The organism is Arthrobacter pullicola, assembly GCF_014836875.1.
Taxonomy (GTDB): Bacteria; Actinomycetota; Actinomycetes; order Actinomycetales; family Micrococcaceae; genus Arthrobacter_B; species Arthrobacter_B pullicola.
The window spans coordinates 430685-456146 of the sequence record NZ_JACSQC010000002.1 but is presented as its reverse complement, the minus strand read 5'-3'; the positions used below and the strand labels follow the sequence as shown (position 1 = coordinate 456146).

Annotated in this window: 28 protein-coding genes; 11 read left to right on the top strand and 17 right to left on the bottom strand. The window is 65.4% G+C overall.

Translation table 11 applies throughout. From position 1 onward, the window contains the following. Positions 1-57: 57 nt before the first annotated feature. The 4 genes from H9638_RS05410 (at position 58) to H9638_RS05395 (ending at position 4230) form a co-directional block, all read left to right on the top strand. Positions 58-471: a YybH family protein gene (locus tag H9638_RS05410; RefSeq protein WP_191746169.1), complete on the top strand. Its 414-nt coding sequence runs from the start codon at positions 58-60 to the stop codon at positions 469-471. Then, positions 468-2012: a purine-cytosine permease family protein gene (locus H9638_RS05405; protein ID WP_191746168.1), complete on the top strand. Its 1545-nt coding sequence runs from the start codon at positions 468-470 to the stop codon at positions 2010-2012. Before H9638_RS05410 ends, H9638_RS05405 begins: the two co-directional genes overlap by 4 nt. 238 nt (positions 2013-2250) lie before the next feature. Then, complete coding sequence (locus H9638_RS05400) at positions 2251-3255, top strand: HoxN/HupN/NixA family nickel/cobalt transporter (RefSeq protein ID WP_191746167.1); 1005 nt, start codon at positions 2251-2253, stop codon at positions 3253-3255. Between the two features lie 138 nt (positions 3256-3393). Further along, positions 3394-4230 carry a hypothetical protein gene (locus tag H9638_RS05395; RefSeq protein WP_191746166.1) on the top strand — a complete coding sequence of 279 codons (837 nt, stop codon included), beginning with the start codon at positions 3394-3396 and terminating at the stop codon, positions 4228-4230. On the opposite strand, the gene H9638_RS05390 is transcribed toward H9638_RS05395, so the two are convergent. The 7 genes from H9638_RS05390 to H9638_RS05360 form a co-directional block, all read right to left on the bottom strand. Next, the gene (locus H9638_RS05390; protein WP_191746165.1) at positions 4220-5158 is read right to left on the bottom strand and encodes an urease accessory protein UreD; all 939 of its coding nucleotides are present in this window, start codon (positions 5156-5158) and stop codon (positions 4220-4222) included. The genes H9638_RS05395 and H9638_RS05390 overlap by 11 nt on opposite strands. Next, positions 5124-5870, bottom strand: coding sequence for an urease accessory protein UreG (gene ureG, locus H9638_RS05385; RefSeq protein WP_191746164.1), 747 nt, complete (start codon positions 5868-5870; stop codon positions 5124-5126). The genes H9638_RS05390 and ureG overlap by 35 nt, the downstream gene beginning before the upstream one ends. Next, entirely contained in the window at positions 5863-6582 is a 720-nt protein-coding gene (locus tag H9638_RS05380; RefSeq protein ID WP_191746163.1) for an urease accessory protein UreF, read from the bottom strand. The genes ureG and H9638_RS05380 overlap by 8 nt, the downstream gene beginning before the upstream one ends. A 9-nt stretch (positions 6583-6591) precedes the next feature. After that, positions 6592-8298: an urease subunit alpha gene (locus H9638_RS05375; protein WP_191746162.1), complete on the bottom strand. Its 1707-nt coding sequence runs from the start codon at positions 8296-8298 to the stop codon at positions 6592-6594. Positions 8299-8300: 2 nt separating this feature from the next. Beyond that, positions 8301-8621 (bottom strand): urease subunit beta, encoded by a 321-nt coding sequence (locus H9638_RS05370; RefSeq protein ID WP_318241787.1) that lies wholly within the window; start codon positions 8619-8621, stop codon positions 8301-8303. Continuing rightward, positions 8618-8920 (bottom strand): urease subunit gamma, encoded by a 303-nt coding sequence (locus H9638_RS05365; protein WP_191746161.1) that lies wholly within the window; start codon positions 8918-8920, stop codon positions 8618-8620. Before H9638_RS05365 ends, H9638_RS05370 begins: the two co-directional genes overlap by 4 nt. Positions 8921-9028: 108 nt before the next feature. Then, positions 9029-9559: a hypothetical protein gene (locus tag H9638_RS05360; RefSeq protein ID WP_318241786.1), complete on the bottom strand. Its 531-nt coding sequence runs from the start codon at positions 9557-9559 to the stop codon at positions 9029-9031. Positions 9560-9844: 285 nt separating this feature from the next. Here H9638_RS05360 and H9638_RS05355 point away from each other — a divergent pair, with 285 nt between their 5' ends. Continuing rightward, entirely contained in the window at positions 9845-10741 is an 897-nt protein-coding gene (locus H9638_RS05355) for a phosphodiesterase (protein WP_191746160.1), read from the top strand. A gap of 12 nt (positions 10742-10753) precedes the next feature. On the opposite strand, the gene H9638_RS05350 is transcribed toward H9638_RS05355, so the two are convergent. From H9638_RS05350 to eat, 6 genes are all read right to left on the bottom strand, one after another. Further along, positions 10754-11179 carry a pyridoxamine 5'-phosphate oxidase family protein gene (locus H9638_RS05350; protein WP_191746159.1) on the bottom strand — a complete coding sequence of 142 codons (426 nt, stop codon included), beginning with the start codon at positions 11177-11179 and terminating at the stop codon, positions 10754-10756. A gap of 135 nt (positions 11180-11314) precedes the next feature. Then, positions 11315-12106, bottom strand: a complete 792-nt coding sequence (locus H9638_RS05345; RefSeq protein WP_191746158.1) for a 3-oxoacyl-ACP reductase — start codon at positions 12104-12106, stop codon at positions 11315-11317. A gap of 21 nt (positions 12107-12127) precedes the next feature. Next, entirely contained in the window at positions 12128-13483 is a 1356-nt protein-coding gene (locus tag H9638_RS05340) for an aldehyde dehydrogenase family protein (RefSeq protein WP_404799629.1), read from the bottom strand. Beyond that, positions 13480-14370: a gamma-glutamyl-gamma-aminobutyrate hydrolase family protein gene (locus H9638_RS05335; RefSeq protein ID WP_318241785.1), complete on the bottom strand. Its 891-nt coding sequence runs from the start codon at positions 14368-14370 to the stop codon at positions 13480-13482. Before H9638_RS05335 ends, H9638_RS05340 begins: the two co-directional genes overlap by 4 nt. Next, positions 14357-15724 (bottom strand): glutamine synthetase family protein, encoded by a 1368-nt coding sequence (locus tag H9638_RS05330; protein ID WP_191746156.1) that lies wholly within the window; start codon positions 15722-15724, stop codon positions 14357-14359. Before H9638_RS05330 ends, H9638_RS05335 begins: the two co-directional genes overlap by 14 nt. A 32-nt stretch (positions 15725-15756) precedes the next feature. After that, positions 15757-17190: an ethanolamine permease gene (eat, locus tag H9638_RS05325; RefSeq protein WP_191746155.1), complete on the bottom strand. Its 1434-nt coding sequence runs from the start codon at positions 17188-17190 to the stop codon at positions 15757-15759. Positions 17191-17379: 189 nt separating this feature from the next. Between eat and H9638_RS05320 the strand changes: the two genes are divergently transcribed. Then, positions 17380-18096 carry a FadR/GntR family transcriptional regulator gene (locus H9638_RS05320; protein WP_191746154.1) on the top strand — a complete coding sequence of 239 codons (717 nt, stop codon included), beginning with the start codon at positions 17380-17382 and terminating at the stop codon, positions 18094-18096. Positions 18097-18249: 153 nt separating this feature from the next. Here the strand turns inward: H9638_RS05320 and H9638_RS05315 are convergent, their stop codons facing one another. Next, a complete protein-coding gene (locus H9638_RS05315; protein WP_191746357.1) occupies positions 18250-19695 on the bottom strand; it encodes a stealth family protein in 1446 nt (481 codons plus the stop codon). Between the two features lie 408 nt (positions 19696-20103). Here H9638_RS05315 and H9638_RS05310 point away from each other — a divergent pair, with 408 nt between their 5' ends. From H9638_RS05310 to H9638_RS05290, 5 genes are all read left to right on the top strand, one after another. Next, on the top strand, positions 20104-20757 hold the full coding sequence (locus H9638_RS05310) for a hypothetical protein (RefSeq protein WP_225217008.1): 654 nt from the start codon (positions 20104-20106) through the stop codon (positions 20755-20757). 148 nt (positions 20758-20905) lie between these two features. Then, positions 20906-21181: a hypothetical protein gene (locus H9638_RS05305; protein ID WP_191746152.1), complete on the top strand. Its 276-nt coding sequence runs from the start codon at positions 20906-20908 to the stop codon at positions 21179-21181. Then, a complete protein-coding gene (locus tag H9638_RS05300) occupies positions 21178-21714 on the top strand; it encodes a DUF6318 family protein (protein ID WP_191746151.1) in 537 nt (178 codons plus the stop codon). The genes H9638_RS05305 and H9638_RS05300 overlap by 4 nt, the downstream gene beginning before the upstream one ends. Positions 21715-22178: 464 nt before the next feature. Next, the gene (locus tag H9638_RS05295; protein ID WP_191746150.1) at positions 22179-22604 is read left to right on the top strand and encodes a hypothetical protein; all 426 of its coding nucleotides are present in this window, start codon (positions 22179-22181) and stop codon (positions 22602-22604) included. A 194-nt stretch (positions 22605-22798) separates the two neighbouring features. Further along, positions 22799-23458, top strand: coding sequence for a DUF6318 family protein (locus H9638_RS05290; protein WP_191746149.1), 660 nt, complete (start codon positions 22799-22801; stop codon positions 23456-23458). A 3-nt stretch (positions 23459-23461) separates the two neighbouring features. On the opposite strand, the gene H9638_RS05285 is transcribed toward H9638_RS05290, so the two are convergent. Genes H9638_RS05285 through H9638_RS05275 form a run of 3 tightly spaced genes read right to left on the bottom strand, consistent with a single transcriptional unit; the run spans position 23462 to position 25397 of the window. Further along, positions 23462-24256 carry an MSMEG_6728 family protein gene (locus H9638_RS05285; protein ID WP_191746148.1) on the bottom strand — a complete coding sequence of 265 codons (795 nt, stop codon included), beginning with the start codon at positions 24254-24256 and terminating at the stop codon, positions 23462-23464. A 3-nt stretch (positions 24257-24259) separates the two neighbouring features. Continuing rightward, the gene (locus H9638_RS05280) at positions 24260-24826 is read right to left on the bottom strand and encodes a GNAT family N-acetyltransferase (protein WP_191746147.1); all 567 of its coding nucleotides are present in this window, start codon (positions 24824-24826) and stop codon (positions 24260-24262) included. Further along, positions 24813-25397 carry a DUF1684 domain-containing protein gene (locus H9638_RS05275; protein WP_225217006.1) on the bottom strand — a complete coding sequence of 195 codons (585 nt, stop codon included), beginning with the start codon at positions 25395-25397 and terminating at the stop codon, positions 24813-24815. Before H9638_RS05275 ends, H9638_RS05280 begins: the two co-directional genes overlap by 14 nt. Positions 25398-25462: the final 65 nt, after the last annotated feature.

The window sequence follows — 25462 nt, the reverse complement described above, 5'->3', positions numbered from 1 at the left end:
AATGGTGACGCGGTCCACAGCCTGCCCGCCGTCCCGGGCACAGTAAGGATTTCCGCCATGAATCTGACCCGCGATGAGGTCCAAGCCGCTGCCCAGCGCCTGGTGGCCGCGTTTGCCGCCACCGATACCGAGGCCTACTTTGGTGCCTTCGCTGAAGACGCCACCTTCGTGTTCCATACAGAACCGGCACGGCTGGAATCCCGCAGCGAATACCGCTCCCTCTGGGAGGGCTGGACCGCCGAAGGCTGGGCAATCGAGTCCTGCACCAGCACGAATGCCCGGATTCAGCTCGCCGGTCCGTCCGCCGTCTTCACCCATGACGTGCATACCGTAGCGGGCACGCCCGGCGCGTCCGAAGAGACCCGGGAACGGGAAACCATCGTGTTCGTCCGTACTGAGGACGGAGCCGTCCTGGCTGTCCACGAACATCTGTCCCCGGCACCCGCGGCCAGCGAAGACGTGGCAGCATGAGCACAGTAACTCCGCCGGCCGCCCGGGTGGAACAACACGGTATTGAACCGATTCCTGCCCCGGAACGCACATCCCGGCCGCGGGACCTGTTCCGTCTCTCCTTCGGAGGTGCCAACACCTTCGCCACCGTGGTGCTGGGCTCCTTCCCGATTATCTTCGGCCTGTCCTTCCGCGACGCCTTGCTGGCCACGGTCCTGGGCCTGGTTGCCGGAGCCCTGGTCCTGGCTCCGATGGCCGTCTTCGGTCCAACGAACGGTACCAACAACGCCGTCTCCTCCTCCGCGCACCTGGGCGTGCACGGGCGCATCGTCGGCTCCTTCCTGTCCCTGCTGACAGCTTTCGCCTTCTTCTCCATCTCCGTGTGGAGCTCCGGCGACGCACTGGTGGGTGGCGCCAACCGGCTGGTCGGCCTGCCCAATAACGTCTTCACACTGAGCGCTGCCTACGCGGTGTTCGCCATCCTGATCCTCACCGTGTGCATCTACGGGTACCGGTTCATGCTGTGGGTCAACAAAATCGCGGTCGTTGCCGCGTCCGCGCTCTTCCTGCTGGGCATCGTCGCCTTCGCCGGGGCGTTCGATCCGTCCTACGCCGGAATCTTCGGGCCCGGTGCAGATGCCGAAACCGCTGCGCTCTACTGGCCTTCCTTTATTGGCGCGGCGCTGATCGTGATGTCCAACCCGGTGTCCTTCGGCGCTTTCCTGGGGGACTGGTCCCGCTACATTCCGGCGGAAACCCCCAAAATCCGGATCCTGGGGGCAGCCTTCCTGGCCCAGATGGCCACCTTGGTGCCGTTCCTCTTCGGCCTCGTCACCGCCACGATTATCGCCATCCAGGCGCCGGCCTTCCTCGAAGGCTCCGACTACGTTGGCGGCCTGCTGGAAATCGCCCCGGCCTGGTACTTCCTGCCGGTCTGCCTGATCGCCCTGATCGGCGGAATGTCCACGGGCACCACCGCCCTCTACGGAACGGGCCTGGACTTCTCCTCGGTGTTCCCGCGGTTCTCCCGGATCCAGGCAACCATCTTCATCGGCATCGTCGCGATCATCTTCATCTTCGTTGGCCGGTTTGCCTTCAATATCGTGCAGAGCATTTCCACCTTCGCCGTGCTGATCATCACCTGCACCGCTCCCTGGATGATCATTATGATGGTCGGATTCGTGACCCGCCGCGGCTGGTACGACTCCGATTCGCTGCAGGTCTTCAACCGCCGCCAGGTGGGCGGCCGTTACTGGTTCAACAACGGCTGGAACTGGCGGGCCATGGGCGTCTGGGGAGTCTCCGCCCTCACCGGCCTGATGTTCGTCAACCTCCCGGACCAGTTCGTCGGCCCGCTGGGCAACCTCGCGGCGGGCGTCGATCTGAGCATCCCGGTTTCGATCGGGCTGGCGGCGCTGCTGTACCCGCTGGTACTGGCGCTGTTCCCGGAACCGGCTGATGCGTACGGTCCCGAAGGCCCGCGCTTCGTCCGCGCCGCAGCACCAAAGAACACACCGATCACTTCGGAGGATGCGGCTGCTGAACCGGTGACCGCTGCCTAGTTCTTCTCCCCAGCAGCCCTAACCGTCCCTGTCCCTGCCGCACCGGCGCTTTTGCAACCGGTGCAGCAGGGACAGTGCTGTCTCCAGCGCCGTAACACGGGGGGACCCTCCTGTTTACACCGCCGCAATGCAGGGTTCGTACGATCGGATTCTGTCCCAGCCGGTTCAACGCTTTGAGGTTCCCATGCCAACTGCGCTCACTCTGTCCACCACATCTGTCCGCAGAAGCCTTTGGGGAATGGGCCTGACCCTGGGTGTGCTGCACCTGCTCGCCTGGGGCGGGTTCGCACTGCTGGTCCTGCCGCACAGCTACCGGACCGGCGACGGCGGCGCCGTCTTCGGTGTGGGGCTGGCAGTCACTGCCTACCTCCTGGGCGTGCGGCACGCCTTTGACGCCGACCATATAGCGGCCATCGACAACACCACCCGCCGGCTTGCGGTCGGCTCGGCGCGGCCGGTCTCCACGGGGTTTTGGTTCGCGCTCGGCCACTCGACGATCGTGGTGGGAGCGGTGGCCGTACTGGCTGCGGGGGTGGATGCGCTGGCCGGGCAGCTGTCGGATGACGGTTCGGTGTTGAAACAGGTCTCCGGCATCTGGGGTCCGGCGGTTTCCGGGACGTTCCTGCTGTTGATTGGCGCCGTCAACCTGGTTGCCCTGGCTGGAATTGTGCGGGTCTTCCGCCGGCTGCGGTCAGGCAGCTTCCAGGAGGAAGAGCTGGAGGCCGCGCTGGAGCAGCGCGGGTTCATCAGCCGGCTGCTGGGACCCGTTGCCCGGCGCGTGGACCGGCCGTGGAAAATGTACCCGCTCGGTTTCCTGTTCGGCCTTGGCCTGGATACTGCAACCACCATCGGCCTGTTTGTGGTTGCCGGAGGCGCCGTCGTCCTGCTGCCCTGGTATGTGGTGATGGTTCTGCCGCTGCTTTTCACCGCCGGCATGGTCCTCTTCGATTCCCTCGATGGTGTGCTTATGGCCCGGGTCTACAAATGGGCCTACGACGCTCCGGAGCGGAAGGTCTTCTACAACCTCGTTATCACCGGAGTCTCGGTGGCCGTGGCGTTCCTGGTCGGTGCAGCGGTGCTGGGCGGAATGTTCACCGATCTCCTGGGCCTCCAGACCGGGCCGGTGGCCTGGATCGGCGGGCTTGACCTGGAGTACTTCGGCTTCGCGGTCGTCGGGATTTTCCTGGCGGCCTGGGCCGCCGCGGCAGCGTACTGGAAGACATCGGCCGGGCTGACCCGCTGACGGCGGAACCAGGGGCAGGTTCTTCCCCGACTCGGGCGCCGTCCGGCGTACGCTGCGGAACAGGCTGTTCCACTGCGCCAATCCACCGTGCCAACTCCACTGTTGCCAAGCCGGAGCGCGGGAATTAGGTTCCCTGCCATGTTGTGGCGAAGCAAACCCGTTGCCAGACGCCTGCTTGCAATTCTGGCGCTGGCCCCTGTCCTTGGTTACCTTCTTGGGCTGGTTTTTGTGCAGCTGGGGACGGAAGAAAGTCCCTGGAAGGCGTGTATCAGCGTCAGCGCTGCTGCGCTGGTGTCCGCCACAGTGGTTTACCGGAGAGAGGCGGCTTTCGCCGCCCTGAAACGGGACCCGGAGGCGTACATCCAGCGAAAAGGCCTGAGCAGGAACAACCGTCTGGCCCTGTGGCTAAATACCGGGCTGAGCATATTTGTCAGCTGTTCCTTAGTCCTGTTGGTGCTGATCTGGGGCAGACAGGACGACGGCCTTCTCCTGCTCGTCTTTGGGGCCGTCCTGGCCTGCATGTGGGGCTTCACCGTCTACGTTCTTGTATCGACGCGCAAGCGCATCACCAGGACCGGGCTGCACTGCTCTGCCCACGGGCAGGGACGGCTGGCGGCGGCACAGCTGGCCCCGGGACTTCCCTATGCGGAGACGCGGCGGCTGATCGAGGGCGAGCTGCATGGCAATCCGGCATTCTCCCTCATCGAAGAGAGCGGCCGCTCGCTCTGGCTCCGGACTCGAAAGGCCCGGAGGCATGAGCTGGTCATTCACGTCGAACTGCAGCCGGCAGGCCGGCTGACAGAGATCCAGGCCCGGTCCTTTCCCATCGGCAGGATGACGAATAATACGGCAGCCCATGGCGCGGAGGCCCTGGTGACTCTGCTGGACGGCCTGGCCGACGCCGCGGCGGGGCACGCGGACACTTTTCCGGAACCGGATGGCAGCACCCAGGCGCGGCGCGGGGTTACTCCGTAAGCTGGTCCTTCCACCGGCTGTACTCCGCCTGGACGAGGCGGTCGGCTTGATGGGCCGAATCGGCCAGCGCGCGCAGGACAGCGCCGTCGGCGGCAAGATCGAACCGGTGTGCCGCGGGGCCGGCGGTTCCCTGGCCGGTGGTTCCCTGGGCCGCGTTTCGGTCCAGGCCGGCGTTCGGGGCCTCGCCGGTTCCCGGCCCCTGTTCCGGCGACGCTTCCTGTTCTGGTGACGTCCCCTGTTCCGGCGACGCTCCCTGTTCTGGTGACGGCCGCCAGCCGGCCGCCGTCGCGCTGGCCAGGACCTTGGAGGCACCCAGTACGCCAATGGCCTGCCGCCGGGTGCCGGTAAGGTCCAGATCCTCGTACAGGAAGTCGCCACTGGGACCGGCCAGCCGCGTAACGCTGCGCAGCGCACCCCCGGCCTCTCCGGAGCGTCCGAGCACCAGGGTTTCCCGGAGCAGCACCCGTGCGCCTGCGTCCAGCCGTACGCGGGTCTCCCGGAGGACGTTGGACCCGCCGGCCACCACAAACGGTGCACCGTCCCAAACCAGCGTCGACCCCTCGCCGAGCACGGCGTCCAGAGACCAGCGCGAGGCCACCCCCTCGGCGTCGTACGCCACCATCCCGGCCGGCTCGATCAGCTCAAGGGTGACCCCCGGACCCACCGTGACCTCGATCCGGACATCGTCGCCGCCCAGCAGCATCATATGGATCCCGATCAGCGCAACGCGCAGGCGCGGGTTTCCGCCGCCGGAAGCGCGGAGCGGGACGCTGACTGGCCGCGGCGCCAGATACAGCCCCTGATCGAGCACGGAAAACCGGGCGCCGGGTCCTGTTCGCTCCACTGCTATCCGGGTGGGCCGCGGTCTGCCGTCCATGGCTCCCCGGACCGGATCAGTGACGGTGGACAGCGCCGGGCTCCTCGTCATGGCTGTGGATGAAACCGCCGTCCTCGTCGGCGTGGAAATGCGGTGCCATGGGGCCGGGGTCCTGCGGGGTGTGGAAGCCTGCCCGGTGCAGGGCCACCATTGCGCGCACCCAGGCACTGAGCTCATCGATGGTTTCCTGGCGCTTGCGGGAAAGTGCCAGCACCGGTCTGCCCTCCCGTGCTGCGGTGGCGTCGACAACCATCTGGTCCACGTCCACGTCCACGTGCGGGGCCAGGTCGATCTTGTTGATCACCAGCAGGTCCGCCCGGGCAATCCCGGGACCGCCCTTGCGGGCCACATCGCCGCCGCCCGCGACGTCGAGCACAAAGATCTGGGCATCCACGAGGGCGGGAGAGAAGGTGGCGGTGAGGTTGTCGCCGCCGCTTTCCACCAGGACCAGGTCCAGCGGTGCGAAGTCGGTTTCAAGGTCCTCAACGGCCAGCAGGTTGGTGGTGACGTCGTCGCGGATGGCAGTATGCGGGCAGGCTCCGGTTTCCACTGCCCGGATCCGCTCCGCCGGCAGGACGCCGGCCGAGCGCAGGAACCGGGCATCCTCATCCGTATAGATGTCATTGGTGATCACCCCGATGTTCAGTTCTCCGGACATGGCCCGGCAGACCGTGGCGATCAGCGAGCTTTTGCCGGTCCCAACGGGTCCGGCGACGCCGAGGCGCAGGGAGCGGGTGGGCGGGGGTGTGGTGTTCTCAGGCAACGAACAGCCTCCTTGTTCTGGTGGTGTGGTCTTCGGCCCAGTGCTCCATCCAGGGGGCACTGAGGGCGGGCAGGTCTTCGAGTCCACGGGCGGCCACTGCGGATTCGGCGACGGCGTTGATCTCGCCCTCAGCGGCGAGAATCCAGCCTGTCGCGGTCATGGGATCGATCGGCAGCAGCTTCAGCGCCGCGGCGACGACGGACTGGGCATCGTCGTAGCAGCAGAGCCGCGCCAGCGGCCCCTCCGTCATGCCGAGCGCGGCAGCGGTTACCCCCAGGGCCACCGGGCGGGTGGGCTTCGGCACGGTCTGTTTCAGGAGTGCGACGGCGGGATCCGCGGCTTTCAGCGTGGCCGCCAGGCGCAGCATGCCACGGCCGAGCCGGCGGGAAGCATCGCGCTGGGCGGCTGAGGGAGTGCGGGCGTCGAGTGCTGCTTCCAGCTGCGCAAAACCAGGGGCATCCGCCGGCGTCCCCCGCTCAGGGGCCGGGCTGGCGGTGCGGATCGCCCGCGCAGTCCGGAAGGCCAGCACGGCGGCGCACGCCTCCATCCGAACCACGGTGGAAAGCCGCGAGACCAGATAGGGGTACACGCCGTCGACCCCCAGTCCGGCGAGCACCGCCGGTTCCAGGCCAGCGGAGTGTGAATAGGCGCCGGAGGGAAGCCGGGAATCTGCGAGCAGAAACCCGGCCAGGGCTGAACCGGTTTCAGTCATGTGCACCCCCTAGAACAGCGTGTAGCGCTGGGTCAGCGGGAGCTCGGAGACGGGTGCCGGTTCGATGACCTGGCCGTCGATGCTAACCAGGAACGTTTCCGGATTCACCTGGATGTCCGGCAGCGCGGTGTTGTTCGGCAGGGACGCCTTGGTGACGCTGCGGGTGGAGCTGATCGCGGTCAGGGAACGGGTGAGTCCCAGCTTTTCCGCCAGGCCGTCCTCCAGCGCCGCCGGGGCAACGAACGACGTCGACAGGTGTGGTGCCGAGGACGAGCGGCCGGCCAGGGCCTCGCGCATCCAGACCGGCTGCGGGGTGGGCAGGGAGGCATTGGGGTCGCCCATCTGGCCGGCTACGATCGCCCCGCCCTTGATCACGATGGACGGACGGATGCCGAAAAAGGCAGGGTTCCAGAGCACCAGGTCCGCCATCTTGCCGACCTCGATGGAACCGACTTCCGCGTCGATGCCGTGCGCCACCGCAGGGCAGATCGTGTACTTGGCGATGTAGCGGCGGACGCGTTCATTGTCTGCCGGCAGGGCTGATTCGGTGGTGCCCATGTAGTCCTTCATCACGTGCGCCATCTGCCAGGTGCGGGTGATGGTTTCACCGATCCGGCCCATGGCCTGGGCATCGGAGGACGTGATGGACATGGCCCCGAGGTCCTGGAGCACGTCCTCGGCCATCATGGTGTTGGCCCGGATCCGGGATTCGGCGAAGGCCAGGTCTTCGGGAATCCGCGGATTCAGGTGGTGGCATACCATCAGCATGTCCAGGTGCTCGGCCACCGTGTTGACAGTGAACGGCAGGGTGGGATTGGTCGACGCCGGCAGCACGTTGGCTGCCGCAGCCACGGTGATGATGTCCGGGGCATGTCCGCCGCCGGCACCCTCGGCATGGAACACATGGATGCCGCGGCCCTTGATGGCTGCGAGAGTGTCCTGGACATAGCCGGCCTCGTTCAGCGAGTCGGCATGCAGTGCCACCTGGACGCCCCAGTTCTCCGCCGCCGTGAGGGCAGCATCGATCGCGGCGGGGGTGGAGCCCCAGTCCTCATGCACCTTGTAGCCCGCGGCGCCGGCGAGGGCCTGTTCCGCCAGGGCGGCCTGGCTGACGGTGTTTCCCTTGCCGTAGAGCAGGAAGTTCAGGGGCAGGGTGTCCAGGGCCCGGTGCATCACCTGCAGGTTCCAGGCACCGGGGGTCACAGTAGTGGCCTTGGATCCCTCGGCCGGTCCGGTGCCGCCGCCTCCCACCGTGGTGATGCCGGAGGCCAGGGCCTCGCGCAGCGCATCGGTGCCGAGCAGGTGCACATGGGTGTCGATTCCGCCGGCGGTGAGGATTTTGCCCTCTCCGGCGACCACCTCGGTAGCGGGGCCGATCACCAGGGCAGGGTCAATACCGTCCATGATGTCCGGGTTGCCGGACTTGCCGATTCCGGCGATCCGGCCGTCCTTCACGCCCACGTCGGCGCGGACGATTCCCCAATGGTCCACGATCAGCACGTTTGTGATGACCAGGTCCGGGGCGCCTTCCGCCGAGGTGCGGGTGGACTGAGCCATGGATTCGCGGATATTCTTGCCGCCGCCGAAGACCGATTCATCCCCGCCGAAGGTGTAATCCTTTTCCGGACTGATCCAGAGATCCGTGTCCGCGAGCCGGACCTGGTCTCCGACGGTGGGTCCGTAGAGGTGGGCGTATTCGTGCCGGCTGACCTGCATGCCTAGGCTCCTTCGGGGGAACGGCGGATCTGGAGTCCGGGCACAGTGCCGCTGCCCGCGAACTTCACCAGCAGCACTTCGCGGGAGGCACCGGGTTCAAAGCGGACGGCTGTTCCGGCCGGAACGCCCAGCCGGAATCCCGTGGCCGCGTCCCGGTCAAAGGACAGGGCGGAGTTTACGTCCGCGAAGTGGAAGTGTGAGCCCACCTGGATGGGCCGGTCGCCGTCGTTCGTGACCACCAGGGTCCGGGATCGGCGGCCCGCGTTGATCTCCAGGGAGCCGTTGGCAGTCCGGATTTCGCCGGGAATCAGGGGCCCGCTCATGAGATCGGATCCGTGATGGTGACAAGCTTGCGTCCGTCCGGGAAAGTTGCTTCGATCTGCAGGTCCGGAATCATCTCCGGAACGCCTTCCATGACGTCAGCGCGGGTGAGGACGCTGCGTCCCTGGCTCATCAGATCGGCCACCAGGCCGCCTTCGCGGGCGCGCTCCATCACCCAGCAGGAGAGCAGGGCAATTGCCTCCGGGTAGTTGAGCTTTAAACCGCGTGCCTGCCGGTCGCGGGCGACCATTCCGGCAACGCTCAGCAGGAGTTTTTCCGTATCCGACGGCGTGAGGAACATGCGGGAAGTCTTCCACCGGCATGTTTCAGGTTGTCGCCGCTGTGTTTCCGGGACGTTGCGGCTGGCGGGGCGTTCAGGTTTGGGGGACGCTGCGTCTGCCGGGCGGGGCTACTTGCCCTTGCCCTTGCCCTTGTCCTTGTGCGAATGGGAATCCTTGGCTTCCTTCGCGGCCTTCACCGCGGCGGCCGCTGCAGCTGCTTTCACGGGGGTGGGAACCTTGACGACCTTGACCTTTGTTTTGCTCTTGGTGTCCAGAAGCAGTGCCGCGGCGATGCCGGCCAACCAGATGTCCTTTGCGAAGGGGACACCGGCGCTGCTGGGCCGGAATCCGTCGTCCTCCGTGAATTCAGGGGTCTTCAGATACATGGTGACCATTCCGCCGGAAAACGCGCCCAGTGCCAGGCCGGCCAGCTTGCTGGGCACAAACGGTGTCAGGAGGAACAGCCCAAGGCTGATTTCTGCAGCGCAGAGCAGTTTGCCGAAACGTGCCGGTTCCAGGTCCAGGACCTGGGGAAAGGCGTTGCCGGCCAGATGCTGGAGCCCGGCCGCGGATTCAGCGTCCAGGTTGCGTTTGTTCAAACCGGAATTGAGGATGTACGCGCCGGTAGTGAGCCGCAGCGGAATATGGCTGAGTTTCATGGTGGTTCCTTACGGGGGACGGCGGTTTCACGCACGAGCCTACGGCGGGGCAGGAGCCGGCACCAGAGCATGGAAAAAAACCGGACCCCTGGAATCGAAGCAAGGTACCGTTCCGGCTCTTTTTTGAACATCAGGTGACGTGTAGGTGCACATCGGGTGCCGGGGCGGACACACCGCCGTAAAGTTACCCCGATCACCTTATTTCTGCTTTGATTAAGCGGGTACCGAGCTTCCGTTTCCCCCGACGACACTAGACGACCACCGGACGACACTAGAAGGTCAACAATGGATTACCTCCCGGCCGAACACCCGCGGCCGCGACACTTCATCCTTCATCTGAGCGACACCCATCTGCTGGCAGGTCCTGGCCCGCTCTACGGATCGGTGGACAGCCGGGCGAAGCTAGTCTCCCTCTTTGAAAGGCTGGAGGCAGCGGAGCGCCGGCCGGAAGCGATAATTTTCACCGGAGACCTCGCAGATAAAGGTGAGGCGGCAGCCTATGACTCCCTGCTGGCGATCGTGGAACCCGCAGCGCGAAGGATGGGAGCCCGGGTGATCTGGGTGATGGGCAACCATGACCGCCGGGACACCTTCAAGGAGCGGCTGCTGGGCGAGGCCCCTGATATGGCACCAATGGACCGGGTCTATGACGTCAACGGCCTGCGCATTATCACTCTTGACTCCACCGTTCCCGGCTTCCACCACGGCGAGCTCAGCGGAACCCAGCTCGCGTGGCTCCGCTCCGTCCTGGCTGCTCCGGCACCTGACGGAACCATCTTGGCACTACACCATCCGCCGGTTCCCAGCGTCCAGGACCTCAGTGTCCTGGTGGAGCTCCGCGACCAGCGTGCCCTGGCTGCGGCGGTCGAAGGAACGGATGTCCGGGCGATCATTGCCGGCCACCTGCACTACTCCACTTTCGCCACCTTCGCCGGCATTCCGGTGTCCGTTGCCTCGGCCACGTGCTACACGCAGGACCTTGCGACGCCGGGAACCCGGGGACAGGACGCCGGGCAGGGCTTCAACATGATCCATGTGTACGAGGATTCCGTGGTCCACTCGGTGGTGCCCCTGGAGGAGCAGGAAACCGTGGGGGAGCGGGTGGACGAGATGGAGACCCGGCGCCGGCTCGATGCAGCCGGAATCCGGATCCTCGATGCCCGGAGCATGAGCCACGCCTGAGCTGTGTCCTGCTCAGTCCCGGCCTGGCTCCGGACCGAGGTTGAAGAACCGCCCGGAGATACTCGTGGGGGTCAGCTCCACGAAGTGGTGTTTTTCGGTCCGGACCCAGGGGCGAACGGGGAGCTGCTCGGCAGCCTCGATCTCCGCGGACAGCTCGAGTTCCCGGGTGGTCCCGTGCATAACGACTGACCAGGCTTCGTCGCTGTAAATACCGTCCACCTCGAACGCGACCTGCGAGTTCACGGTCAGCTCCGCCAGTTTGGTGCCGGGAGCGGTCCGGAAGAGAAGCACGCCGTCGTGCGCGTAATAGTTCACCGGGAAGATATCCGGCCGGTTGCCGACGCTCAGAGCCAGCCGGCCGTGGAAGGTTTTTTCGACAAACCTCCAGGACTCTTCAGCCGTGAGTTCGACAATGGGCGGCTTTTCATCGCTAGTCATGCCCCCAGTGTGCCAAGCGAGCTGCCCAGCCGCCACTGTCGCGCTCACGGCAGGGGCTTGACCGGCCGGGGAGGTTGGAGACCGGTACCGGACCATCCCCGGATCACAGCTGTGGGCCGGAGCCGGGGAACCGGGCTAAACCGGGGTGACGTACGCTCCCGAGATGCCGCCGTCGACCATAAAGGTGGAGGCCGTGATGAAGGAGGAATCGTCACTTGCCAGGAAGGCTACGGCACCGGCTAGTTCTTCGGGCTCGGCGAAGCGTCCCAGCGGGATGTGGACCAGCCGGCGTGCTGCCTTTTCCGGATCCTTGGCGAACAGCTCGCGCAGCAGGGGAGTGTTGACCGGCCCCGGGCACAGGGCATTCACCCGGACACCCTGGCGGGCAAACTCCACGCCGAGTTCCCGGCTCATGGACAGCACCCCGCCCTTGGACGCGCTGTAGGAGATCTGTGAGGCCGCCGCTCCCATGACGGCGACGAAGGACGCGGTATTGATGATGGAGCCTTTGCCCTGTTCCAGCATGTGCGGAAGGGCGAACTTGCAGCAGTGGAACACGGAAGTCAGGTTCACCTCCTGCACCTTCCGCCAGGCCTCGATGCCGGTCGCCAGGATGGAGGCATCCTCCGGTGGGGAAATGCCGGCGTTGTTGAAGGCGATGTCCACGCGCCCGTAGGTTTCCCGGGTGATCTCATAGAGCCGCCGGACTTCCTCCTCGACAGTGACGTCCACCGGGACGAAGAGGCCGCTGACCTCGTCGGCAGCAGCTTTGCCGGCAACGGGATCGATGTCCGCTACGACCACGTGCGCGCCCTCCGCGGCGAGCCGCCGGGCGCTGGCCAGCCCAATTCCGCTGCCCCCGCCGGTGATGACGGCGGCGCGGCCCGCAAGCCGCTGAGAGAGACCTTGTGAGACCGGTTCAGGCATGGCGTTCCTTCCTTGGGGGCACTACCGGCCCGTGGCGATGAAAACGTTCTTGGTTTCGGTAAACGCGTCGAGTGCATCGGGGCCCAGTTCACGCCCCAGGCCCGAGTGTTTGAAGCCGCCGAATGGGGTCCAGTACCGCACCGAGGAATGCGAGTTGACCGACAGGTTTCCGGCCTCCACCCCGCGGGCGGTGCGCAGTGCCCGGCCTAGGTCCCTGGTCCAGATGGAACCGGAAAGTCCATAGGCGGAGTCGTTCGCGATCCGGATCGCGTCCGCTTCGTCCCGGAAGGGAACAACGGCGAGCACCGGACCGAAAATCTCCTCCCGCAGGGCCGGACTTCCCGGAGCCGGCGCCAGGACCGTCGGCGGGAACCAGAAGCCCGGGCCGGACGGAGCTTTGCCTTGGAAGACGACGTCGTCCGCCGCCACGTAGCCGGCCACCCGGTCGCGCTGTGCCGCGGAAATCAGCGGGCCCATGGCGGTGTCCGTCTGCCGCGGATCACCCACGGTAAGTCCGGTGACCTGCGGCTCGAGCAGTTCCAGGAACCGTTCGTACACGTTGGCCTGGACCAGGACGCGGGAGCGGGCGCAGCAGTCCTGCCCGGCGTTATCGAACGCCCCGCCGGGCGCGGCGGCGGCTGCCGCCTCGAGGTCGGCGTCGTCGAAAATGATGTTGGCGCTTTTCCCGCCCAGTTCCAGGGTCACCCGTTTGAGCTGGGTGGAGCAGCCGGCCATGATTTGCCGGCCCACCTCCGTAGACCCGGTGAAAACGACCTTGCGGACGGCCGGATGGGTGACGAAGCGCTCGCCGATCACCGAGCCTTTCCCCGGCAGTACCTGCAGGACTCCCTCCGGCAGTCCCGCTTCCAGGGCCAGTTCGGCCAGGCGCAGCGCGGTCAGCGGGGTAAGTTCGGCGGGCTTGAGCACCACGGTGTTTCCGGCTGCCAGCGCCGGGGCGAATCCCCAGGCCGCGATCGGCATCGGAAAGTTCCAGGGCACAATGACCCCGGTGACGCCGAGCGGTTCATGGAAGGTGACGTTTATTCCGCCGTCTACCGGGATCTGGGCGCCGGTGTGCCGCTCCGGCGCTCCGGCGTAATAGGCCAGCACGTCGCGGACGTTGCCGGCTTCCCAGCGGGCGTTGCCGAGGGTGTGCCCCGCGTTGGCCACTTCCAGCGCCGCGAGGTTTTCCAAATCGGCGTCGACGGCGGCGGCGAAGCGGCGCAGCAGTGCGGCGCGGTGGGACGGACCGGTATGGCGCCAGCTCTCGAAGGCGCGGGCGGCCGCCTCGATGGCAGCGTCCGTGGCCGCCAGGTCCAGGGGTGCGACGGCGGCTATGGCCTCTTCCGTGGCGGGGTTGAGGATGGGGGTGCTCACCAGTGGACTCCTTCCCGGTTGGCAGCGGCTTCGGTGTCCGGGCGGAGGGTGCCGGGGCGAACGCCGTCCCGGCGCGTGGCGCTGCGCTCGATGCGCCCCAGGGTCCTGCCGCGCTCGGCACGCCCCCGGGACGCCTCGGCGATGAAGCCTTCGAACAGCCGCAGGTCTCCGGGGTTCTGTTCCGGGTGGAACTGCACTCCCAGGACCCAGCCTCCGCCGACTGCTTCGATGGCTTCCACCGTGCCAACGGGGGCCTCCGCCGTGACCCGCAGCCCACGGCCCAGTTCCGCGATGCCCTGGTGGTGATAGCAGGGTGCGCTCGCCTCCGCGCCCAGCAGGGAGCCGATGATGCTGCCCGGAGCGGTGCTGAAACGAACCTCACCGAAGACCCCGGGCGCGGGCTGGTAGTTCGCTTCCGGCCGGACATCCGGCAGGTGCTGGATCAGCGTCCCGCCCAAGGCGACGTTCAGGATCTGCGCACCGCGGCAGATGGCCAGCAGGGGTACTCCCTTCTCCAAGGCAGCGTTGGTCAGGGCCAGATCGTGCGCGTCGCGCAGCGGCTGGCTGACCGTAAGGGGGTGGGGCTCGTGCCCGTAGACCGCTGGATCCACGTCGGTGCCTCCGGCGGTGATGAGCCCGTCCAGGACATCGAGTACCGCGGTTTCCGTGCCGACCGGCGGCAGCAGCACAGGGGAGCCACCGGCGGCCGCCACTGCGTCCACATAGGTGCCCGGGATCAGCGCCGCGGCGCCCTCCCAGACACCCCAGGCAGCCTGCTGGTAGTAGGTGGTGATCCCGATCAGGGGGCGTCCTGAGTTGCTGCCGCCGCCGGTTCTCTCGCCGGTGCCGCCGCCCGTGCCCCCGACGGGCAGGTCAGAGCCGCTCAAAACCACGCTTGCGCTCCCAATCGGTGACGGCCGCGTCGAAAGCCGCCAATTCGACGTCGGCCGCGTGGACATAGTGGGTAAGGACCTCGTCCCCGAAGGCCTTGCGGGCGATTTCGCTGCTGGCCAGCAGGTCACGGGAGGCCCGGAGCGTGGTGGGCAGGCGGTCGGCGCCGGTGATGTAGGCGTTGCCTGCGGTGACCGGCTCGAGCGGCAGCCGGTTCTCCAGGCCGTGGATGGCCGCGGCGACCAGCGCTGCTGCGGCCAGGTAGGGATTCAGATCTCCGCCGCCGACCCGGTTTTCGGTGCGGAGGCCGCTGCCGTGCCCGACGACGCGGAGGGCGCAGCTGCGGTTGTCCAGGCCCCAGGCGATGGCGGTAGGAGCGAAGCTGCCTTCCACGAACCGTTTGTAGGAGTTGACGTTCGGGGCCAGGAAGTAGGTGAGTTCCTTCAGGGCAGCGAGCTGTCCGGCGATGAAGTGCTCCATCACCGGGCTGAAGCCGTGTTCTCCGTCGCCGGGGAGCACCGGGTTGCCGTCGAGGTCCCGGAGGCTGAAGTGGATGTGGCAGGAGTTGCCCTCGCGTTCGTTGAACTTCGCCATGAACGTGAGGCTTTTGCCCTGCTGGTCCGCGATCTCCTTGGCTCCGGTCTTGTAAAAGGCGTGGTTGTCGCAGGTGCGCAGGGCTTCATCGAACCGGAAGGTGACTTCCTGCTGGCCGTAGTTGCATTCGCCCTTGGAGGATTCAACGACCATGCCGGCGCCTTCCATTCCAGTGCGGATCGCCCGCAGCACCGGTTCCAGCCGGGAAGTGGCCAGCAGCGAGTAGTCCACGTTGTAGCGGCTGGATGCCTGCATACCGCTGTATCCGCTGTCCCAGGCATTCGAATAACTGTCATCGAAGAGGATGAACTCCAGTTCGGTGCCCATATAGGCGCGGTACCCCAGCTCCTGCAGCCGTTCCAGCTGCCGGCGGAGGATCTGCCGCGGCGAGGGCGCCAGCGCCGACCCGTCGGTCCGCAGGACATCGCACTGCACAATCGCCGTTCCGGGCAGCCACGGCACCAGCCGCAGCGTATCCATGTCCGGGCGCATGACCAGGTCTCCGTAGCCGTTCTCCCAGGAGGAGGATGCATAGCCTTCGATCGTGTTCATGTCCACGTCGACGGCCAGCATGTAGTTGCAGCCTTCTGCTCCGTGGGGGTAAACGTCCTCCAGGAAGGACCTGGCCCCGCACCGTTTGCCCTGCAGCCGGCCAAGATGGTCGGTAAGGGCGACGATCACCGTGTCGATGCTTCCCGCCGCCGTGAGTTCGCGCAGCTCGTCGATGCCGAGGCCGTTGGGGTATTGCTGCTTCATGCTGTCCACGCTCCGAGGTTGTAGTGCCGGTGCTAGCGGATTTCCTTTTCTGCCTCGCTGATCTGTGCAAACTCTTCTTCCGGTGCGCTGGCCACCAGATGGTGCCGGCTATAGAACCAGAAGTAGGCCAGCGCTGCCACGAAAATGCCGGCGGTTATGGAAGCAGCCAGCACATCCACCACAAAAGTGGCGATCACCGCCACCACCGCCAGGACCAGCGCGACGCCGGTGGTAACGGCCCCGCCCGGAGTGCGGTAGCCGCGTGGAAGGTCGGGCTCGCGGCGCCGAAGGACGATATGCGAGAGGTTCAGCAGCACATAGGAGACGGTGGCACCGAAGACCGCGATATTGATCAGTAGTCCGCCGTCGCGGGTGAGTGCTGCGAGCAGGAAGCCGATGGTGCCCGGGACAATCAGCGCCACGTAAGGGGTGCGCCAGCGGGTGGTCAGTGACATCCAGCGGGGAAGATAGCCGGCCCTGGACAGGGCGAAGAGCTGGCGGGAGTAGGCGTAGACGATGGAGAAGAAGCTGGCCACCAGTCCGGCGAGGCCGGCGTAGTTCACGAAGTCCGCCAGCAGGGTGTTCCCGCCGTAGGCGATGCGCAGGGCTTCGGGGAGCGGGTTGTCAGAGGTGCTCATGGCTTCGGCACCGGCAGCCCCGGGGACCAGGACCAGCATCAGCGCGCCGAAGACCAGAAGCATGGCCATCGCCGCGATGATGCCGCGGGGCATGTCCTTCTTGGGGTTCGCTGTTTCCTCGGCCGCCAGTGGTACGCCTTCGATGGCAAGAAAGAACCAGATGCCGTAGACCAGCGCAGCCAGCGCTCCGGCGATGCCCATGGGCAGGAAGGAGCTGGCCCCGGCCGCATCGGAGGGGACGATGTCGAAGAGGTTGGCGGCATCGAATTTGGGGACCAGCCCGACGACGGTGGCAACCAGCGCCAGGACCGCGATGGCGGTGATGGCGAACATCAGCTTCAGGGCTTCGCCCACGCCGCGGATGTGGATGCCGATGAAGATGGCGTAGGTAACCAGGTACACCGGCCAGGAGTTGGTCAGCCCAAAGAGACCCAGGGCTTCTATGTAGCCGCCGATGAAGGTCGCGATCGCGGCGGGAGCCACGGCGTACTCGATCAGCACCGCCATTCCCGTGGCAAAGCCGCCCAGGGGGCCGAGCGCCCGGCGGGCAAACCCGTAGCCGGCGCCCGCCGTGGGGAGGGTGGAGGAGAGCTCCGCCAGGCCGAAAACCATGCACGTGTACATGATGCCCATCAGCACAAAGGCAATCAGCAGTCCACCCCACCCGCCCTGGGCCAGGCCGAGGTTCCAGCCGGAGAAGTCCCCGGAAATGACGTAGGCCACGCCCAGTCCGGCGAGCAGGATCCAGCCTGCTGCGCCGCGCTTGAGCTGGCGGTGGCTCATGTAGTTTGCGTCGACCTTGGTGTAGTCGACCCGGGATTTTGCCATGCCGTTTTCCTTCGGGGCCGGGTGCCGTGCAGGGAAAGAAGAGCACCGCCGCAGCAGGCGCGGCGTAAAGGACTAGTTTCAGTCCATGGAAAGTGGGCCTTAGTCTGACGTTGCGTAAGAGGGCACGTCAAGAGCCCAGCCGAACTTTCTATTGGCCTGTTTCCAGTCATTTGCAGTTAGACTCCCGGCATGACACAGCCGCAGTTTGACTCCGGGGCACTGGTGCCGCGGCCCGTGCGGCGCGGCAACGCCTTCGAAGAGACAATCCAGCGGCTGCTCCAGGGGCTCAAACTCGGTATCTATGCCGCTGGCACCCGGTTGCCGCCTGAGCGGGAGCTGGCCGCACAGCTGGGGGTTTCGCGGGCTACTCTCCGTGAGGCGCTCGCGGAACTCCAAGCCGCCGGCTATCTGCAGTCCCGGCGCGGCCGGTACGGCGGCACCTTCGCGGCTCCGGTCCTCCCGGGAGCGGCCGTGCAGGAGCAGGGCAGCAGTGCAGGAGATGTCGAGGATGTGCTGCTGTTCCGCGGCATTGTTGAACCGGCTGCGGCCCGGCTGGCAGCCCAGGCCACCCTGACACCGGCGGCCAGGTCCCATCTGCTGGCTGCGCTCACTGAAGTGGATGAGGCGAACATGGATACGTTCCGGCCCAAGGATGCCCGGTTCCACATTGCGGTGGCGGAGCTGTCGGGCTCGCCGCGCCTGGTCGCTGCTGTTGCCGATGCGCGGGCACAGGCGAGCGATCTGCTGGACCGGATCCCGCTGCTCCAGCGGAATCTGGACCATTCACAGGCCCAGCACCGCGAGCTTGCCAACGCAATCCTGCGGGGCGACGCGGACGCAGCCGAGGCCGCCGCTGCCGCGCACCTGGAGGGAACAGCGCGCCTGCTGCGGGGGTTCCTGACCTAGTTTTCCCGGGATGCTGACCTAGCTTGCCTGGGATGCTGATCTGCGCTGCCCACCGGTCCTGCACACCCTGCATCATGCCCGGCTGGCGGAGCTTCCTGCCCACAGACACGGCGGCCGGGAACCTGCCCAGCCGCCGCCGTCGTACCGTGTGTCCTAGTTCTCCCAGGGTGCCTTGATGGGGAAGTACTTCTCCAGGAATTCCGTCACCCGCGCGGTGCGTTCCTCGGTGGATACTTCGGGGAAGGATCCGTCGTTCAGGCAGAACAGGTCCTTGTTGCGTTTCTCCAGGAGCCGGTCCATGGATTTGAGCCCACGGTAGGAGGTGGTGTCCACATACTTTACTTTCGCGGTTTCCTGCGTGACAGCGCGCCCGGTCAGCAGAGCGTAGTAGTGGTAGAGCGAGTTGGTGACGGAAATGTTGTCCTTCGCCCGGAACCTGCTGGCCGCCGTAGCCGCGAATTCCTCCGGGAACACGGCTTCCATCTCCACCAGGACGCTCTTGCGCAGCGGTGCGGCAGTATGTTCCAGATGCCGGGTGGTGATGCGGCCGAACCGCTCCCAGAGCAGGTGCCGGTTGACCCGGGCGGCGTTTTCGAAGCCGCTGCGTTCGGGATCGTTGGCGCCCAGCCCGATCCGGGTGCTGGCTTCAATGAACTTGGTGATGCCGCCGGGGGAGAAGAACAAATCCGGTCCGACGGGACGGCCGAAGAACATGTCGTCATTGGAGTACAGGAAGTGCTCGGACAAACCCGGAATGTGCTGGAGCTGGGATTCCACGGCCTGCGAGTTGAAGGTCGGGAGCACTGACGGGTCGCGGAAGTGCTCCGCAGCCGGAACGAAGGTCACCGAGGGATGGTCGGCCAGCCAGTCCGGGCGCGGGGAATCCGAGGCGATAAAAATGCGCCGGATCCAGGGCGCGAACATGTAGACCGAGCGCAGTGCGTACTTCAGTTCGTTGATCTGCCGGTAGCGGGCCTCATGGTCATCCCCCTCGCCGACGACGGCGCCCTGCATCAGGGCGGCGCGGCGGGCGCGGTACTCCGGCGAGCTGCCGTCCACCCAGGAAAAGACGAGATCCACGTCGAAGCGGATGTCCGTGGCGTGGTCGGCGAACATGTTCTCGATCGTCGGCCAGGTCAGGCCGTGCTTGTCCACGCTGCCGCGGACCACTTCGGAAGCGGGGAGAGTGCGCCGGGTCAGGGAGTTCTCCACCGGGAGGGTGATTTCCGTGTCGCCGAGCTCCCAGAGCTCCACCTGCACACCTGCGGAAGGGCCAAAGACCAGGTTGGTGCCGCTGGTTCCGCGGGGACGGAACAGCCGGACGATGCGGGTTTTCTGGTGTGGGGAGAGCCCGCCGTCGGCAATCAGCAGGGTGCGGGACTTGTCCGTATCCACACTGCGGGAGTAGAACGGCTCGTCCCGGCAGGCCTCGACAAGGGCGCTGCGAAGCGCTTCGCGCAGCCGGATGTCGATCGCGATGACCGGGCGCTCGTCGTTTCCGCGGACCAGCAGGTAATCAATTCCCGCGTCTTCGAGGACTCGGCGGACGAAAAGCAGGTCCTCCACCATCGCCTGGTGCGGGGTGAGGCCAGTGTCCATCAGGGTCAGGCGGCCCTTGATCTTCTGGACGTTCGGGCGGTGCTCCACACGTTGGATAACGGCCAGGGATGCTGTCTGCAGATCTTCGGGTTCACTCCCGTCTTCGGGAGTGCCAAAATACACGTCGTGTTCGGCGGAGATATCGGTAATGGGAGCCTCCAAAAGGGGTCAGGCACAAGGCAGGTATATGTGGGTGTGCGACGCTGCACGTGTACTGGGCTCCTGCAGACGCGCCGGGCCGGTTTGGGCCGGACGGATGCGCAGACTGCAGAAAGCTATGGGTGGCACTGCCGGGGCTGCGTAGCATAGTTGCTGTGCACGCGGAAACTTCCGGGAGCCGATGTGAGATACCGTAACACCCTGATTGCGGCGGGAATAATAAGCAGCCTTTGCCTGTCGTCCTGCGCAGTGTCTCAGACCCCGGATGATGCGCCGGGGACTGCTTCTCCAAGCTGGGCAACCTACACCGTTGTGCCTGCTGACCTGCAGTTTCAGTACCGTACCGACTGGTCCGTGGAGGAAGCGGCAACCCTTGCGAATGACCCGGCCGGTGGGGTGTCGCTGCGGGTGCACGACGGCGGCGGGAGCGTGATTGCCTGGCTGGACACCGGGATCATCACCGACCAGATCTGCACTCCGCTGCCGGAGCCGGTGACGTACACCGAATATGATGCTGCGCCGATGCCGGAGCTGCGATCCGCGCAAGGTACGGTGCAGCGGTTTGTCTACCGGTCCGTTGTGCCGGCTGGGGGTGAAACTGCCCAGGTGACCTACGCCGTCGTGAGCGCTCCGCCTCCTTCTGCGGAGGAGGCAGCCTGCGGACTGTTTGATTTCTTCACCCTGACGGAGTCCAGCGGCGGGCGGTTTGCGGGGGTGGTTCCGGCTGGGGGCGGGGGCGAGGTTGGCGTTCGGCCTGAGGCTGGCGTTCGGCCTGATGCGGTCGCTGGGGCGGGGGCTGAGTCGAACGTGGAAGAGCATCTGCGAAAAGCCGTGGTGTTTGCGCAATCCCAGGAGTTCCGGGATGTGAAGCGGATGCTGGTTTCCTTGCGGAACGCGGACTGAGGGCCGTTACGGGCGGATTTTCTACTTTTTGGGATGGGGTTTCGGTGGCGCCCTGTGGATAAGTCAGTATGCTTTGCGGCAGTTTGAGTAGCATCTAAGCGCACTGGTCCTGATGGCTTACCCCGGGGGTCTTACATGTTTAGTCTCGTTGATCGTCGCCGTGCTGGTGCTGGTGGCTCTGGTGCCGGAGCTGGAGCTGGAGCCGTGCCCGGAGAAGTTGCCGGTGCCGGAGCGGAAGGCGGAGTCGCTGCCGGTGCCGGTGCCGGTTCCGGAGCGGGTGCTGGAACTGGGTCAGCGTCTGGCTCCGGGCCCGGCAGTACTGCCGGAGGGTGGCTTGCTGTTGTTGTTGCGGGTGCCTTGGTGCTGTCGGGGTGTTCCGGTTCGGGGGAGCGTGATGCGGATGCCGCCGAGACTCCGAGTGTGAGCCCCTCTGCGATCCCGTCGGAATCGCAGAGTTCATCCCCGTCTCCGTCTGCTGTGTATAAGCCGGCATCGGCTGAGGGTCCTGCGGAGAATGTCCCGCTGCCGGTCATGCCGGAAGAAGCGAAGGTCGAGTCCAAGGAAGGGCTGATCGCTTTCGCCAGGCATTGGTATGACCTGGCGAACTACGGATATGAGACCGGCGATGTTGAACCAGTGAAGGCCATCAGCGGGCCGGACTGCACCGCCTGCATTGGTCTTTACTCCACATTGGAAGAGGGTTATGCAGAAGGCGGATGGTTTGGAGGTGCTGTCGTCAGCGCCAATTCCGTCAGTTCAGACTTTATTCGTATGGAAAACGGCGAATATCAAGTATTGGTTCTATTCGTTCAGCAACCGATAGAGGCGTATGGGCCGGGTGGTGTTCATTTTGGGACGAGAGGTGAAGGAAAGCCTTACGTCCAGATGATTGAAGCGTCATTTGACTCGGGCGAGTGGACTGCCCAAGATGTTGTCACCATAAAGAAGCTCCCATGAAAAGGCGTCGATGGCGAACCCTAGCGGCGCTTTGTGTTGCATCCTGTATTTTCGCCGCTCCCGTACATGCTGCGGGTGTCCCCGAGGGGGAACTTGGAGAGAATGGAACAGTCGTAGGAAAAGCTGACTACTACCAAGACCCGGAAACAGGTTTCTGGACTCCTTTTCAAGTGGGTTTAGCTGAGGATCCAATGATGTACAAATACGAGATGGCCTGTTTTGATGAAAATAATGGTGACATCGATTGTATGGTGGCCTTTGGAATAAAGTGTGATGCGGGTCCGGATGGGCGGCTTGTTTGGTGGTCCTATGCCCTTAAAGGTGATGCAAACCCGATTTGGACTCGTATCGGTGCAGTTCCATCCTGCATTTATTCCGAAGACCCCTCAGCCTTCGAAGAGCGGCTCCGCGCAGCTGTCCTCTCCGCTTTCCAGGAGAGTCCGATTGCCCCAGGACAACTATCAGTGCAGCCCAGCCCACACACGCTTATCGGGGCGCATACGAACGTGTATGTCGAAGCGGGAGAGCAGGTTTTCGATATGAATCTGCTGGGCCAGTCGATCCGGATTGTCGCCAGCCCCACGGAGTACACGTTCGATTACGGTGATGGGACAGCTTACGGTCCGGCCAGAGTTCCCGGCGGTCCGCTGCCGGAATCACGCTGGGGTGAACAGACAGCAACAAGCCATGCGTACCAGTCCACCGGAGACTTTCCGGTAACAGTGACGACGTTCTTCTCCGGCGAATACTCGGTCAACGGAGGCCCGATGGTTCCGATCGATGGCCGGGCCCAGGTCACGTCGCCGGCTCAGCTGCTTAGCGTGTGGCGTTCGGAGTCCCGGAACGTTGCTGATGACTGCCTGGTTAATCCGGCGGGTGTCGGCTGCTGATTTTGGGCTGACAACTGAGGGGTGCCGGCAAGCCTTCCCGGCAACGGCCGCAGGCTCCCGCACGCGCCGGATTTGCCATTGCTTCCCTCCCCTCAGTCGACCGGAATTACGCTGTGGATAACACCGAACCCCCGCCACCGGCCAGTACCATCGGCGGAACACAGATCGCTGAGTGCTGGTTGAAGGGGACGAGAATGAGCGAAGAAAAGGCAGCACAGAAGGGCAAATGGGGGCGACAATGCTTGGTGCTCGTGGCCGCGCTCATCCTTATGAGCGGTTGCTCGGCTGCGGCTGGAACAGCAGACCCGGCCGGTGGACCATCTGCTTCGATCCCCGTAGCGAGCGGAGTAGGGACTCCGTCCGACTCGCCGACGCCGCCGCCGGCGCCCACACCGTCTTATAGCCAGGCATCGGGAGACGGACCGGCAGCCAACGTGGTGCTCCCGGAACTTCCCGAGATGGCTAGGCAAGAAACCAAAGAAGGTTTCCTGGCCTTCATTGATCACTGGTACGACCTCGTCACATATGGCTATGAAACCGGCGACGTGGAACCAATCCGCGCTATCAGTGGCCCAGACTGCATCCCCTGCGCCAACTTCTACGAAGGCATCCCGCTGGCCTATGCCAATGGAGGCTGGTGGGAGGGCGGCAACGTCGAGGTCGACAACGCACAAGTGCCACCCGATCTGGTGCCCGGGGATCGTTGGATCGCGTACATCTCAGCTCGTCAGCGCGTCATTGTCCTCCGGGACAGCACTGGAACATCACGGAACGTCGATGCCGGCCGGGGCTTCAATCAGTACATAGAAGCCAGCTTTACCGGCGATGGCTGGTACGCAGATGTCGTGCGATAGCTCTCAATGCACGCTACCCGGCGCCGGCACCGTGAACAGCGCCCGCGGGTCCTGCAGCAGGGCCGGATATACGAAAGCCGATCGCTTCAGGACCGTGCCGGTCAACCGGACCTTCCGCCGGGCCGTGTCATTCGTCAGCGTCACTGGCCCAACCTCTCCCAGTTCCAGCCGGGAACGGTCCGACCCGAGCAGCGCGACCGCATCGCCGTCGTTCATCACGTCCAGAAACCGCTCCAGCTGGCGGCCCTTCTTGCCTGTGATCGGAGTCCCGCGGGCTGAGAGCATGGGCAGCTCAATGACCGGCCCGTCAAGGTCCCGGACCGGACGGGCAATCCACAACCACGGGTCAGTGGGTTCTGCGGGAGCCGTCGGGACCGCCGGCTCCGGCCAGACATACGGCAGGCCAGCCGGCGTCCCGGGAAACAGCTCTGCATAGAACTCCGGATCCTTCACCAGAAGGTTCGAGCGGTGCCCCTCATGAAAGGCCTCGTCGCCCAGCCACGCGGGACGGGGAACGACGTCGGACGCTGCCTCCGGTGCGAACTCCAGCAACTGGTCACGGACAGTGTCGGCAAACCCCCGGACTACCCACTCGTCGGTCATCGCCAGACCATAGGCGGTCAGCGCCGGAACGAAGCCCATCCACATGCGTGTCGCAGGGTGGCTTTGCCACCCATAATCCGGAACCACAAGGGCACGCAGGATCTGCAGGGTCTCAACCCGCTGTTTCCCCAGCCGGGGTGAATCAAGGACCCGGGCACTGTGCGCAAAACCCTCGTAGGGCAGGAACGTCTGCATCGGTCAGCTCCCGGAGGCAAGGGACCGGGCCAACACGAGATCGTCGAAAAGGTGCGGCCCCAACGGAAACTGTTTGCGGCCCACGGCAGAGAACCCCGACTTCCGGTAGAAGGCCTGCGCCCGCAGGTTCATACCGTTCACCCCAAGCCACACCGTTCCCGTCCCGGCCTCCTCCGCCGTTTGAAGGGCCGCAGCCATCAGCCCGGAGGCCACGCCCCGCCCATGGGCGGCCGGATGCGTATAGAACTTAGAGAGCTCGGCCGTGGGATGGGGAAGACCCTCCAGCGCTGTGCCGATCTGCGGATCTGCGGGCGGTTCCAGGACCAGCAGGGCATAGCCGACCAGGCCAGGATCAGCTCGTGCAACCAAGACCCGGCGGGCAGAATCGGCGACAAAACCCGCGAACGCGTCTTCCGACAATGTCCGGCCGGCAAACTCCGCTGCCTCTTCCTCCGTCACGGCGGGAGGGCAGGCAAGCGGGAAGGTCAGGGCGGCCAGCGAAGCGAGCGCAGCGGCGTCGGTGTCCCGCGCCGGCCCGACGGCAAACACCGCGCGGTCAGTACTCGGCATACAGCTCACCCGCTATCAGCGGGACATCCACCCGGTTGTCCGGTCCGGGCAGAGGACAGGCCCAGCGTTCGTCATAGGCACACGACGGGTTGTAGAGGAAGTTGAAGTCCAGGACGAGCGACTCACCGGCGCCGGTTCCGAGATGTGCTCCTTTGATGGTGTCGAGCAGGTAGCGGCCTCCGCCGTATGTTCCGCCGTCCTTGCCGGCGAGGGCATCGCGTACCGGCAGGAAAAGCCCGCCGCCGTACGTGGCCAGCCGCCACAGGGCCAGGCTGCCGACTCCGGGAACCTTCACCGTCCCCAGCCGCTCGAAATACACGGTCCCGTCCGTACCGGTCGCGGCCTCCAGGCGCTGCCCGGCGCCGTCGTCGTCAATCACCGTTTCAAAACGCAGCGCAGGATCATAGGGTGCGACGGCGAGGCCCGTGAAACGCGCCTTCGTCGCCTCGTCCAGGGGCGAGGCCGCGTGGGTGCCGAACAATATGTCCCGTTCGTGACGCCATAAATCATGGGCCGACGACGGCGAATCGTCCGCAGCTGCGTGCCGAACCTGGGCATATATATCGAACATGCGTCTGCGCCAGTCAGCCGTCCGGAGTGCCGAAGCAGGAGAAACCATAGGCCCAGCGTAGTGTG